Annotated in this window: 9 protein-coding genes; 4 read left to right on the top strand and 5 right to left on the bottom strand. The window is 64.8% G+C overall.

From position 1 onward, the window contains the following. Nucleotides 1–38: 38 nt before the first annotated feature. Both N826_RS12600 and N826_RS12595 read right to left on the bottom strand, forming a co-directional pair. The gene (locus N826_RS12600; RefSeq protein WP_044429190.1) at nt 39–3,119 is read right to left on the bottom strand and encodes an efflux RND transporter permease subunit; all 3,081 of its coding nucleotides are present in this window, start codon (nt 3,117–3,119) and stop codon (nt 39–41) included. A 3-nt stretch (nt 3,120–3,122) separates the two neighbouring features. Continuing rightward, complete coding sequence (locus N826_RS12595; RefSeq protein WP_169789336.1) at nt 3,123–4,184, bottom strand: efflux RND transporter periplasmic adaptor subunit; 1,062 nt, start codon at nt 4,182–4,184, stop codon at nt 3,123–3,125. A 393-nt stretch (nt 4,185–4,577) separates the two neighbouring features. Here N826_RS12595 and recG point away from each other — a divergent pair, with 393 nt between their 5' ends. Further along, complete coding sequence (recG, locus tag N826_RS12590) at nt 4,578–6,659, top strand: ATP-dependent DNA helicase RecG (RefSeq protein ID WP_044429185.1); 2,082 nt, start codon at nt 4,578–4,580, stop codon at nt 6,657–6,659. 279 nt (nt 6,660–6,938) lie between these two features. On the opposite strand, the gene N826_RS12585 is transcribed toward recG, so the two are convergent. Further along, nucleotides 6,939–8,738, bottom strand: coding sequence for a chloride channel protein (locus N826_RS12585; RefSeq protein ID WP_169789335.1), 1,800 nt, complete (start codon nt 8,736–8,738; stop codon nt 6,939–6,941). A 142-nt stretch (nt 8,739–8,880) separates the two neighbouring features. Next, on the bottom strand, nt 8,881–9,630 hold the full coding sequence (locus N826_RS12580; protein ID WP_063772248.1) for a DUF502 domain-containing protein: 750 nt from the start codon (nt 9,628–9,630) through the stop codon (nt 8,881–8,883). A gap of 235 nt (nt 9,631–9,865) precedes the next feature. On the opposite strand from N826_RS12580, the gene N826_RS12575 reads away from it, so the two are divergent. From N826_RS12575 to N826_RS12565, 3 genes are all read left to right on the top strand, one after another. Continuing rightward, nucleotides 9,866–10,564 carry a Crp/Fnr family transcriptional regulator gene (locus tag N826_RS12575; RefSeq protein ID WP_044429179.1) on the top strand — a complete coding sequence of 233 codons (699 nt, stop codon included), beginning with the start codon at nt 9,866–9,868 and terminating at the stop codon, nt 10,562–10,564. A gap of 51 nt (nt 10,565–10,615) precedes the next feature. Beyond that, nucleotides 10,616–12,427: a monovalent cation:proton antiporter-2 (CPA2) family protein gene (locus N826_RS12570; protein WP_063772247.1), complete on the top strand. Its 1,812-nt coding sequence runs from the start codon at nt 10,616–10,618 to the stop codon at nt 12,425–12,427. 122 nt (nt 12,428–12,549) lie between these two features. Beyond that, nucleotides 12,550–12,765 (top strand): hypothetical protein, encoded by a 216-nt coding sequence (locus N826_RS12565; protein ID WP_044429177.1) that lies wholly within the window; start codon nt 12,550–12,552, stop codon nt 12,763–12,765. Nucleotides 12,766–12,816: 51 nt separating this feature from the next. Here N826_RS12565 and N826_RS12560 read toward each other — a convergent pair whose 3' ends face one another. Next, the gene (locus N826_RS12560; protein WP_084720703.1) at nt 12,817–13,179 is read right to left on the bottom strand and encodes a DUF2934 domain-containing protein; all 363 of its coding nucleotides are present in this window, start codon (nt 13,177–13,179) and stop codon (nt 12,817–12,819) included. Nucleotides 13,180–13,247 lie beyond the last annotated feature (68 nt).

Raw genomic sequence — 13,247 nt, 5'->3', positions numbered from 1 at the left:
TCGAAGGCAAGCCCTCACGCTGTCGCACGCTCCGCTCGCTACTCCGCCGGGGCGGGATGTGCGCCGGCCACTTCGTCGTCGTCCTCGTGGATCAGGTGCCGGGTCCGGGTCAGCAGCGTATACATCGTCGGCACGACGAACAGCGTCAGGAGCGTCCCCAGCGACATGCCGCCGACGATCACCCAGCCGATCTGCTGACGGCTTTCCGCACCAGCGCCTGTCGCCAGGGCCAGCGGCAGCGCTCCCAGCACCATGGCGCCTGTCGTCATCAGGATCGGGCGCAGGCGGAGCACGGCGGCCTCGATCACCGCGTCCAGCTTCGACCTTCCCTCGTCCTGAAGCTGGTTGGCGAACTCCACGATCAGGATGCCGTGCTTGGTGATAAGGCCGACTAGCGTCACCAGACCGATCTGGCTATAGACGTTGAGCGTCCCTCCCGCCAGATACAGCGCCAGCAGCGCGCCGGTCATCGACAGCGGGACCGTCAGCATGATCACCAAGGGGTCCAGGAAGCTTTCGAACTGCGCCGCCAGCACCAGATAGATGAAGCCCAGCGCCAGCACGAAGACGAAGATCATACTGGAACCGGCGTCGCGGAACTCGCGGCTTTGGCCCGAATAGTCGATCTGCACTTCCGGCGGCAGCACTTCCTCCGCCGCCTGTTCCATGAACCCGATGGCTTCGCCCAGCGAGACGCCGGGGGCCGGCGTAGCGCTGATGGTGGCGGCGCGAAGCTGGTTGAAGCGGTTGAGTTCCTTGGGCGCCACGACCTCCCGGACCTCGACGAGGTTGGAAAGCTGGATCATCGCGCCGTCGCCGCCCCGGACATAGATCTGGCTGAGGTCGCGCGGCGTGGACCGGTCGCTCTCGCCAAGCTGGACGTAGACGTCGTACTGCTCGCCATTGCGCTCGAACCGGGTCACCTGCCGTCCGCCCAGCAGGCTCTCCAGCGTGCGGGACACGGCATCGACCTGAATGCCGGCATCGGCCACCTTGTCGCGGTTGACGATCACGTCAAGCTGCGGCTTGTTCAGCTTCAGATCGCTATCGACGTTGATCAGTCCGGGATTGTCGGCGATCCGCTCCAGCATGCGATTGACATGGCCTTCCAGCTCCTTGTAGGTGCCGGAAGTCTGGATGACGATCTCGACCGGCTTGCTGCCGCGGCTCTGGCCCAGCGAAGGCGGGTTGACCGCGAAGACGCTGATGCCGGCGATCTTCGACAGCTCCGGCTGGAGCTTGGCGACGATGTCCTGCTGCTTGCGCTCGCGCTCGTCCCAATCCTTCAGCCGGGCGAACGACATGGTGCGGGTGACCTCCGGACTGCCGGAGATCACGATGTAGCTCTGGATCTCGGGGATGCTCTTATAGACCTCTTCCAGCTGAAGCCCGTAGCGGGCGTTGTAGTCGATGGTCGAGCCCTCGGGCGCAACGCCCATGCCCATGATGACGCCGCGATCCTCGACCGGAGCCGTCTCCGACTTCAGCGACAGGAACAGCACGACGCTACCCGCCGCCACCACCAGCGCCAGCGCCACGATCACCGGACGCATGCGAAGGCTGGCCTTGAGCAGCCGGTCGTAGCCATTGCCCATGCCGACGAAGAAACGTTCCAGCAGGTTGTAGATGCGGCCATGCTTCTCGTGCGGCTTCAGCAGCTTTGAGCACATCATCGGCGTCAGCGTCAGCGCCACGAAGCCGGAGACGAGCACGGCGCTGGCAAGGGTCAGCGCAAATTCCAGGAACAGCCGTCCCGTCCGCCCCGGCGCGAAGGCCACCGGCGCGTAGACTGCCGCCAACGTCAGCGTCATGGCGATGACGGCGAAGCCGATCTCCCGCGTGCCGATCAAGGCCGCCTTGAACGGCGGCTTGCCCATCTCGATGTGCCGGTAGACATTTTCCAGAACGACGATGGCATCGTCCACCACGAGCCCGATCGCCAGCACCATCGCCAGCAGGGTCAGCGTGTTGATCGAGAACCCGACCGCATACATCAGCGCGAAGGTCGTGATCAGCGAAACCGGGATCGTCACCACCGGGATGATGGAGGCGCGGCCCGTCCGCAGGAAGAACAGGATCACCAGAACGACAAGGACGACTGCTTCCAGGATCGTATGGAAGACCGCCTCGATCGAGCGTTCGATGAAGACGGAGCTGTCGTTGACGACCTCGCCGCGCATGCCTTCCGGCAGGTCCTCAAGCACGCGGGGCAGCGTCGTCCGCACGGCGGACGACACGTCCAGCGGGTTGGCGGTCGCCTGCTTGATGATGCCGATGGCGATGGAGTTCTGGCCATTCGATCGGCTGACGCGCCGCTCGTCGGCGGCGCCCAATTCCACGGTCGCGACGTCGCGCACCCGAACCGGGAAGCCGTCCGCCATTTTGACGACGATGTTGCCGAACTGCTCCGGCTCGACCAAGCCGGTACGGGACAGCACGGTGAACTCACGGTCGTTGCTCTCGACCCTTCCGGCCGGAACCTCGATGTTCTGGCCGCGCAATGCCGTTTCGATATCCTGGACGGTCAGGTTGTAGCCAGCCAGCCGCGCGCGGTCGATCCACAGGCGCATCGCGTAGCGGCGCTCGCCCAGGATCTGGACGTCGGCGACGCCCGGCAGGTTCTTGAACCGGTCGACCACGTAGCGGTCGATGAAGTCGGTGATCTCCAGCGACGACAGGCGGTCGCTGGTGAACGGCATGACGATGATCGGCTGGGCGTCGGCCTCGACCTTCGCAATGATCGGCTCGTCGATCTCGTCCGGCAGGCGCCCCCGGACGCGCCCGACCCGGTCGCGCACGTCGCTGGCCGCTACGTCCGGGTCGATGTTCTGGCGGAAGCGGACGGTAATCCGGCTGCTTTCCGGACGGCTGACGGAGGACAGAACGTCGATGCCCTCGATTCCCGCGATCGAGCCTTCCAGGACCTGCGTCACCTGGGTTTCGATGATCTCGGCCGAAGCGCCGATATAGGCCGTGGCGACGGAAACGACCGGTTCGTCGATATTGGGATATTCCCGAACCGTCAGGCGGTCGTAGCTGACGATGCCGAGCAGGATCAGGATCAGGCTCATCACCGTCGCGAAGACGGGACGGCGGACGCAGATGTCTGAGATGCGCATCGATCAGACGCCCGGAGCGACGGTGTTGATCACCTCGACCCGCCCGCCGTTGCGGACCCGCTGCTGACCACCGGTGATCACGACATCACCGGGAACCAGTCCCTCGGTCACCTCGACCGCGCCGTTCCGGCGGAGGCCCAGCTTGACGTCCACACGTTCGGCCTTGCCGTCCTTGATCCGGAACACGTAGCGGCTGTTGCCCTCCGGCACGACGGCCGCTTCCGGGATCAGGATGGCGTTGTCGCGGTTCTCGGCGGAAATACCGACTCGGGCGAACAAGCCGGGCCGTAGGACTTGGTCGGGATTGTCCACCAGCGCCCTCAGCTTGAGCGCCCGGCCATTGACGTCGAGCTGCGGGTCGATCGCGTAAATCTCCCCCTCGAAAGTCCGGTCCGGCAAGGCATCTGTCCTCAGCCCGATCTTCTGGCCCTCCCGGATGCTCGACAGCAGGGTTTCCGGAACCCGGAAGTCCACCTTCAGCGGATCGATCGACTGCAACGTGACGAGCGTATCGCCGCTGTTGACGTATCCACCCTTGCTGACCGACCGCAGCCCAAGAATGCCGTCGAACGGAGCGCGCAGCACCGTCTTGTCGAGCCGGGTTTGGGCAAGCTGGACGGCGGCGCGGGATGTCATCAGGGCGGCGAAAGCTTCGTCACGGGCGCGCTGAGTGCCGGAGCGCTGCTTGAGCAGCGTATCGGCGCGCTCGAAATTGGCCTCCGCCAGGGTGAGTTCGGCGCGCGACTGGGCCAGTTCGGCCTTCAGGATGGCGTCGTCCAGCCGGACCAGGATCTGGCCGGCCTTCACCTGGGCGCCTTCACGAAACAGGATTTCCGCCAGGATGCCGTCGATCTCGGGAGCCAGCCTGACGGCTTCCGCGGGTTCGAGCGTCCCGACCGCGTCGATCTGGACCGTGACGCGGTCGACCTTGACCGTCGCCGCCTCCACGGCAGCTGGCGGCGGCTGACGCCGTCCCTCCTGCTGAGCCTGCGCCGGCTGCGCTCCATCGGTGCGCCACCACGTCACGCCAGCCGCCGCCAGCACGACGGCGACAAGCAGAGCCAAGACCCCAGCCTTCTTCATGTAAACGCCAACCCTTGCCTGATGCATCTAATAAGGATAAAATTACTGATTAACCCCAATCAGCAAATGCATGCCGATACAAGCATTAAACCAAATAATGGTGACTGGAATATGTCGAACAGACTTAGCTCTGCAACAGACTGTGTCCAGATGCACACCTGTTACAATCTGTTACAATTTCGTCGTATCCAATTGGATACTGTTCGTGATCGGCGCCAAGCCGGCATGAAAGCGCAGCACATTGGAGTCGCATCGGCAGGGAGGAATGCAGCCACCCCTTCGTCAGGCTTGCGGCATCGGCCCGGCTGAGGCTACACCGCTGGTACTCTTCCGGCCCCGATTTCCTGCCCCAATATTCCCTGACGAGGGTGCCCTTTGCGGCCAGATATTCTCTTCCCCCTATTCGCCCCCGTCACGACGCTGAAGGGCCTGGGTCCCAAGCTTGGAAAACTGACGGAAAAACTGGTCGGTCCCCATGTCGCCGACCTGCTGTGGCACCTGCCGACCGGGATCATCGACCGCCGCTTCGCCCCCCATGTCGCGGAAGCGCCGGATGGCTTCATCGCGACCCTGACGGTGCGCGTGGAATACCACTCTGCCCCCGCGAACCCGCGCCATCCCTACAAGGTCCGCTGCTCCGACGAGACCGGCCAGATCGATCTGATCTTCTTCCATGCCCGTGGCGACTGGCTGGTGAAGCAGCTTCCGGTCGGCGATACCGTCGTGATCAGCGGCAAGGTCGAGTGGTTCAACGGCATGCCCCAGATGGCGCATCCCGACCATATCGTACCAGCCGACGCCAAGGGGGAGTTCGACCCGGTCGAGCCGGTCTACCCGATGACCGCCGGATTGGCATCCAAGGTGCTGCGGAAAGCGATGGCGTCGGCCCTGTCGGCGGCGAAGGAACTGCCGGAATGGCAGGACCCCGCGTGGCTGGCGCGGCGCGACTGGCCGACATGGCGCGCAGCGCTCCAATCCGTCCATAACCCGCGTGACGACGCCGATCTGTCTGCGATGTCGCCGCCGCGCTGCCGGCTGGCCTTCGACGAGTTGCTGTCCAATCAGTTGGCACTCGCCATGATCCGCGAGCACCAGCGGAAGCTGTCCGGGCGCTCGATCGGCGGCGACGGCCGTCTGCGTCAACGCGTGACTGACGCCCTGCCCTTCGCCCTCACCGGCGCCCAGGCAAGCTCGCTGAAGGAAATCTATGCCGACATGGCCGCCGACAGGCGGATGCTCCGCCTGCTCCAGGGCGACGTCGGCAGCGGCAAGACCGTCGTGGCACTGCTGGCGATGCTTAACGCGGTGGAAACCGGCGCGCAGGCGGCCCTGATGGCCCCGACCGAGATCCTCGCCCGCCAGCACTTCGAAACGCTCGCCCCATTAGCGGATGCGGCCGGCGTGCGGCTCGGCATCCTCACCGGCCGCGACAAGGGCAAGGCGCGCGCCGCCATTTACGAGAGGCTGGCGTCGGGCGAGATCGACATCGCAATCGGCACCCATGCGCTGTTCCAGGATGACGTCGCCTTCCGCGACCTCGCCATGGCGGTGATCGACGAGCAGCACCGGTTCGGCGTCCACCAGCGGCTTCAGCTCTCGGCCAAGGGCCGAAGCGTCGACGTGCTGGTCATGACCGCAACTCCCATTCCCCGTACCCTGACATTGACCGCCTATGGCGACATGGACGTCTCCCGCCTGACCGAGAAGCCGCCGGGACGGAAGCCGATCACCACCATCACGATCCCGCTCGAGCGCCTTGAGGAAGTCATCGCCGGCATCCAGCGCAAGATCACCGAGGGTGCTCGCGTCTACTGGGTCTGCCCGCTGGTGGACGAGTCGGAAGTGGTCGACCTCGCGGCGGCGACCGAACGCCACGCTCTGCTGCGCAGCATGATCGGCGAGCGCGTCGGGCTGGTCCATGGCAAAATGAAGCCGACCGACAAGGACGCCGTCATGGCGGCCTTCGCCGCCGGCGATCTCGACGTGCTGGTGGCGACCACCGTCATCGAAGTCGGCGTCAATGTGCCGGAAGCCTCCGTCATGGTGATCGAACACGCCGAGCGCTTCGGCCTCGCCCAGTTGCACCAGCTGCGCGGCCGGATCGGGCGCGGCACGGCGGCATCCACCTGCATCCTGCTCTACGACAGCCCCCTGAGTGAGACCTCCAAGGCGCGGCTGGCGATCATGAAGGGGACCGAGGACGGCTTCCTGATCGCCGAGGAAGACCTCCGTCTGCGGGGAGCCGGCGAAGTTCTCGGCACCCGGCAGAGCGGCATGCCGGAGTTCCGCCTTGCCGACCTTGCCGTCCATGGCGAGTTGCTGGCGGCGGCCCGCGACGACGCGAGGCTGATCATGGACCGCGATCCAGAGCTGCAATCGGAACGCGGCAAGGCGCTCCGCGTCCTGCTTTACCTGTTCGAACGCGATCAGGCGGTGAAGTACCTGCGCTCCGGCTGAGGCCAATAAGGATCGTTAGTGTCGGGCTGAAGTGGCCCGACCTACGGCAGCGTGCTTCTGCCCAAGTGTGCATTTGTAGGTCGGGCCTCTTCAGCCCGACATTTAACGTTCCGGACCGGTCATGCTTCACTGCCGCTGGGTTCATACCGAGGGCCGAAGACATTGACCTGTTGGGACGGTGTTTGTTGGGCCACGGCCCAACCTACAGGCTGCTGCTTCGTAGGTTGGGCCGTGGCCCAACACTTGCCGACCACAGGTCAAACTCTTCGGCTCCTGGTATCAGTCCGACCCGTACAGGTACTTGGTCCCCAACTCGTCGCTCCGCTGGCGCTCGAGTTCCTGGTTGTAGCGGCGAAGCGCATAGGCTTCCGTCAGGTAGCCGACGACCTTCCGGCTCGTCGGATTGTCCAGGACGGGCAGGCTCTCCTCCTCCGCTTCGCTGAATTGCCGCAGCGCCGTCCTGACATTGGTACGCGGCAGTAGGAAATAGCGGGCGTTGCGGCTCAGGTCGCGCACCCGCGTTTCCTCGGCCTGCTCGTCCAGTTCGGGATTGTGGACGGCCGCCATGTCGAGCAGCCCCTTGTATTGGCCGCCCTCGTCGGTGACGAACACCAGCTTGACGCTGCCCAGCGGAAAGATCTTGCGAAGGCCGCTGACCGTCATCGACTCCGGCACCGTCTTCTGGTCCCGCCGCATCACCCGGACGACGGTCAGGTCGTCGATCCATCCCACGTCATGGGCGCCGTGGATCGGCACGCCGCGCAGGTGGAAGCGCCATGTCGCGAAGGAGTAGCCGAACGCCTTCCGCACCACCACGCTGGACACGACGACGCCTGTCAGCACGCCGACGGTCGCAGGAAAATCCGCGGTGCTTTCCAGCACCAGCATGACCATGGTCACCGGCGCGCCGATGATCGCGGCCGCCACCGACCCCATGCCGACCAGCATGAACGCCGTATCCGCAACCTCCAGCGCCGGATAGACCGTGCCGGCAATATCCGCCAGCAGGGCGCCGAACAGGCTGCCGAGGAACAGCGACGAACTGAACAGGCCGCCCCTGAACCCCGCTCCCAGGGACACCGCCGACGCCAGGATCTTCGCCGCAAGCATGGCAAACAGCAGCGGCATCGCCAGCCTCATGTCGAGGATGTATTGAAGCGCACCGTGGCCGCTACCCAGAACCTGCGGCACCCACAGCGCGATCAGGCCGACGCAGAAGCCTCCCAGCGCCGGGCGCAGCCAGATCGGCGGCGCGATCTTCCGGAAAACCCGCTCCGCGACCGTTACAGCCTGCATCGTCAGGATACCGAGCCAGCCGGACGCGAACCCAACCAGCGCGAAGGCCACATAGTCCAGTGCGCTGACGCCGACGGTGGAGGCATCGACGGAAAAGATGGGCGCCACCCCGATCGTTGCCCGTGCGACGACGGTCGCGGTAAGGGCAGCGACCGCGACCGGAGCCAGCGCCGCCAGCGTATAGCTGCCGATCACCAATTCGAAGGCGTAGAAAGCCCCTGCCAGCGGCGCGTTGAAAGCGGCGGCGATGGCTGCCGCCGCACCGCACCCCGTCAGGATCCGCAAATCGCCCCGGCGCAGCCGGATCAACTGCCCCAAGGCGGACGACAACCCGGACCCGGTCTGGGTATAGGCGGCCTCCATCCCGACGGAAGCGCCGCAGGCATTGGAAATCACGGTCGACACCGTCAGTCGAAAACTGTCGATCAGGGACATCTTGCCCCCGAACAGCGCATTGGCCTCGATCGGATCGACGATATCTCCCGGACGCCAGCGCCGGACGAAGTACATCAGCGTGCCCACGAGCAGCCCGCCGAGAGCAGGCGCCATCACCATGGTGGTTGTGGCTATTCCCACTCCCTCACTGAGGTAGCGGCCCTCGCCCAGACCGAAGACGACGCGGTGGAGATATCCTACGAAATCGTGCAGCAGCACGACGCCCAATCCCACCACCGCTCCGATCCCGGCGCTGATAAGGATCAGCACCGTTTCGCTGTTCCGCAGCCGCCGCGTCGGAATGACGTTCCTCAGACGCGCCAGGTATCTCCGCAGCGTCGAGGTCAAGCGTCGCGGCTCGCCGCGGGGAAGTTGATCGACAGTCTGGGACATACGGACAGGCGGCTCGCGGCGGCGGGATTTCAGGGTGGTAACGCCTGAATTCCGTCATCGGCCCCAGCAGCCGGGACAAAACGGTCGGTGAGCCGCCCTACTCGACCGTCGCCGCAGCCCGTACCGGCGCTTCGGTTACCGCCTCCCCTTCCACCTTGCGCCGTTCCGGCGGAGTCACGATACCGCTGGAAACCACCATCTTGATGCCTTCCTCGACCGTCATAGACAGTACGTGCAGCTCGGAACGCGGGACGAACAGCAGGAAGCCCGAGGTCGGGTTCGGCGTGGTCGGCACGAACACGTTGACGACATCGTCGGCGCTCAGGTCCCGCACCTCGCCATGGGTCTGGCCGGAGATGAAACCCAGCGTCCAGATCCCGCGCCGGGGATACTCCAGCAGCACGACCTCGCGGAAGGCGGCGGACTGGTTGGCCAGCACCGTCTCCATGATCTGCTTGGTGGCGGCGTAGACGCTCCGGATGATCGGCATGCGGGCCAGTACGCCCTCGCCCATGCGGATCACCAGACGCCCGATCACCCCTGCCGTAAAGGCGCCGATCAGCGTCAGCGTCAGGATGACGATCAGCACGCCAAGTCCGGGCACGCTGAACGGCATGTAGTTTTCCGGGTTGTACTGCGCCGGCAGCAGCCTGGAGACGGAATTGTCGATCAGATCGATGACCGCCCAGGCTAGATAGAGCGTGATGGCGACTGGCGCCGTTACCAGGATGCCGGCCAGGAAATAGGCGCGGATGCGGGCCAGAAGGCCGATCCGCAACGGTTTGCCGGTCTTGCCCGCTTCGAGGGCCGCTGGATCGGTGGTCTTGACGGGATCGCTGGGGAGCAAGGGCTGAACCTGACTTTCCAAATCTTGGACTGACAAAGGAACGGATGATGGGCCGCCGCAAGCTGCGGCACAATGGCTTGTTTCCCGTCCTGCTATAAATCGGTCGAGTATAGCCGCATGCAACAACTCCGTACGGTGCTGCGCGGCTTATTCGAGGGGAATTCTGGAGGGTCGCGGCGGCGGTCCGCGTGAGGTATCCTCCGACCCAATCGATGTTCATCAGGAGAATTCAACAGTGTCGGAAGCGCAGATCGCCTCGCTCGATCAGATCGATCTGTTTGCGTCCCTGACGCCGGAAGAGCGGGCGACCATCGTCCGGCAGTGCCGGTGGCGCCGGTACAAGGAAGATGAGCAGATCATCGATCACCTGAGCGATACGAGGGACGCCTGTCTCGTGGTGGAAGGGCGCGTGCGCGTCGTCATGTTCTCAATGTCGGGCCGGGAGATCAGCTTCGACGACGTTTCCGCCGGCGGCTACATGGGCGAGTTGTCGGCTCTGGACGGTGGCCGCCGCTCGGCGACCGTCATCGCCCTGACCGATACGCTGATCGCCTTCGTACCGCCGCGCTTGTTCCAGGAGATCGTGACGACCCATCCGCGCGTGGCGCTGATCGTCATGCAGCGAATGGCCGCAGTCATCCGTAATGCAACTGGAAGGATCATGGACCTGAGCACGCTCGGTGCCAACAACCGGGTCCATGCCGAGATCGTCCGGCTCGCCAAGCCGGGCCTCCGCCCTGACAACACGGCGGAAATCACCCCGATCCCCGTTCATGGCGACATCGCCAGCCGGGTCAGCACGACACGCGAAACGGTTGCACGGGTCCTGAGCGACCTCGCCCGCAGCGGCCTTGTCGAACGTCGCGGCCACACCCTGGTCGTAAAGGATTATACGCGTCTGGTCGATATGGTGGAGGAGGTCCGGGGCGAGTAAGCATCTCCTCGATACGGCTCTTCATCCGAATTCCGATCCGAGCGCGCGAGCATGCACCCCTCCAGTCAAGACCTGCACGATGTCCTGATCATTCTTGCCGCCGCCGTTCTGGTCGTGCCGATCTTCCAGCGGCTGCGCTCGAGCCCCGTGCTCGGATACCTCGTCGCCGGAACGCTGATCGGGCCTTCGGCCCTCGGGATCGTTTCCGACATTTCCGGCGTGACGATCCTCGCCAATTTCGGCGTGGTCTTCCTGCTGTTCACCATCGGACTCGAACTCTCGATCGAGCGCCTGAAGGCGATCCGCAGCCACGTCTTCGGCTTGGGAACCTTGCAGGTCGTCCTGACGGCCGGCCTGTTCTGGCTGGCGGCGCGCTGGCTGGGCCAGCCCCGGGAGGCCGCCGTAATCCTGGCCGGCGGACTTGCCTTGTCTTCGACCGCCATCGTTCTCCAGATCCTGGTCGAACGGGGCGAGTTGCCGACCCGCCACGGCCGCGTCTCCTTCGCGATCCTGCTGCTCCAGGATCTGGCGGTGGTGCCGCTGCTGACGCTCGTGCCGCTGCTGGCCTCCCACGACACTCGCCTCGCCGGGGCGCTGGGGCTGGCGGCGCTCAAGGCGGTCGGAGCCCTGGTCGTCATCCTGATCGTCGGACGGCTGCTCCTCCGCCCGGCTCTCCGGATCGTCGCCTCGGCAAAGTCGCCGGAACTGTTCACCGGCGTCACCCTGCTGGTGGTCCTTGGCGTCAGCTATCTCACCGAGATGGCCGGACTGTCGATGGCCCTGGGAGCTTTCCTGGCCGGTCTCCTGATCGCCGAGACCGAGTACCGCCACCAGGTCGAAGGCGACATCGAACCGTTCCGCGGCATCCTTCTGGCCCTGTTCTTCATGACCATCGGGATGTCGATCGACCTCTCCCTCGTCGTGGAGCATGCGGCCGTCGTCGTGATGCTGGTGACGGCGCTGGTGGCTGGCAAGGCACTCGTCATGACCGGCCTGTGCCGCGCCTTCGGCTTTCCGATGGCGGTGTCCACCCATGTCGGCCTCAGCCTGGGACAGGGCGGTGAGTTCGCCTTCGTGCTGTTCAGTCTCGCCATGACGCTGGGCATCCTGTCGATGGAAACCGGACAGATGATGCTTGCCGTGGTCGCCCTCAGCATGGCGCTGACCCCGTTCCTGATGACGGCTGGACGGCGTCTGGCTGTTGCTTTGACTCCCAGGAACGAACTGGCGGAACTGCGCAGGACCGAACAGGACGCCCGCGATTTCAAGGGCCACGTCATCATCGCCGGCTTTGGCAGGGTCGGCCAGACCGTCGCCCGCCTGCTGGAGGCGCAGCGGCTCCCCTATATGGCGTTCGACCTGGAACCTTCGCGGATCGCCGAAGGCCGCGCGCGCGGCCTTCCCATCTACTACGGCGACGCCAGCCGGGTGGAAGTCCTCAAGGCCGCTGGAATAGGCCGTGCCCGTGCGGCCGTGGTGACGCTCGACCAGCCGTTGGCCGCCGAGCGCGCCGTCGCGGCGATCCGCAGGCTGTGTCCTCTGCTCGACATCCATGCCCGTGCTCGCGATCACGAGCACCAGATCCATCTCCAGGAGGCCGGCGCCACCCATGTCGTACCCGAGATGATGGAGGGTAGTCTGCACCTCGCCGGGACGCTGCTGAGATCGCTTGGCCGCTCACAGGAAGAAGTCGCCGGTGTCATGGAGGAATTTCGTGGAGCCGCATATGCGCGGCTTACCGGGCTGATACCGCCCCGGCCGGAGCCGAAAGCCGGAGCGTCTGGTCCGAGCCCAAATGAAGGGCTAAATGGGCCGGCTACTTCACACACGGAAAGTGATGGCAAGAAACGGATGGTGGAGTAAGCAGATTACTCAAAAGAGGTAGTTCTTCTGCAAAGAACTTGTTAACGCGTTCATTTACCAGTCTTTAACAGCTGAAACGCTAAATGGCTCTACGTTCAACATGAGCCGAAGGGCCAGCCGCCATGCGTTCCCCCGTGATTGCCTCCGAACTCCGTTCTGCCTGCCGCGTGCATGCCCGCCTGCTCGACAGCTTCATTGAACTGACCCGCGCCGAGCTTGACCGCCAGACCTGCGTCTTCGCGCAGGAAAGCCTGCGCGAAACGCTGGAGCTGATGAGGGCGGACAGGAAAGCCTACGGCGCACTGGGCGGTCTGATTGCCGTCAGCGACGCGGCCTGAGCACCGCCGCCCGCTTGGACTTCTTCGATAGGCTGCCCATCCGCCGGGCGGTTATTCCTTGGCTTTGCCCTTCCTAGTCCGCGTTGTCGTAGCCGTCTCGGTACCTGATGGCCGCCGCGCCCGCGTCTTCTTCGGCAAGGGCTGCTCTTCGGACTGATTGGTCGGCCCGCCGGTATCTTCGCCCAGATTTTCAGCGGCAAGCAGCGGCTCCACCGGTTCGGGGTGGACGACGGTATCATCGCCTCCTTGCGAGGGATTGGGCATCAGCGCCTGGCTCTGATTGTCCTCGATGGCGACTTCCTCCTTCGCCAGCGCCCAGTGGTCGGCTTCCCGCCCCTCGGGACACCCTTCCCGCTCCCAAATCTCGTAAGCGCGTTGCTTCACCCGCTTTTCAACGTCGTCGATCAGGCTCATTTCCCACTCATCCCCTGTAGCGGCAGCCGAGATAACCGTTCACGGCATCATCCGCCGATATCATCAAC

The sequence above is a fragment of the Skermanella aerolata KACC 11604 genome, from assembly GCF_000936425.1.
In the GTDB taxonomy this organism is placed as follows: domain Bacteria; phylum Pseudomonadota; class Alphaproteobacteria; order Azospirillales; family Azospirillaceae; genus Skermanella; species Skermanella aerolata.
The sequence above is the reverse complement of the archived record's forward strand: the minus strand, read 5'-3'. Positions and strand labels throughout refer to the sequence as shown.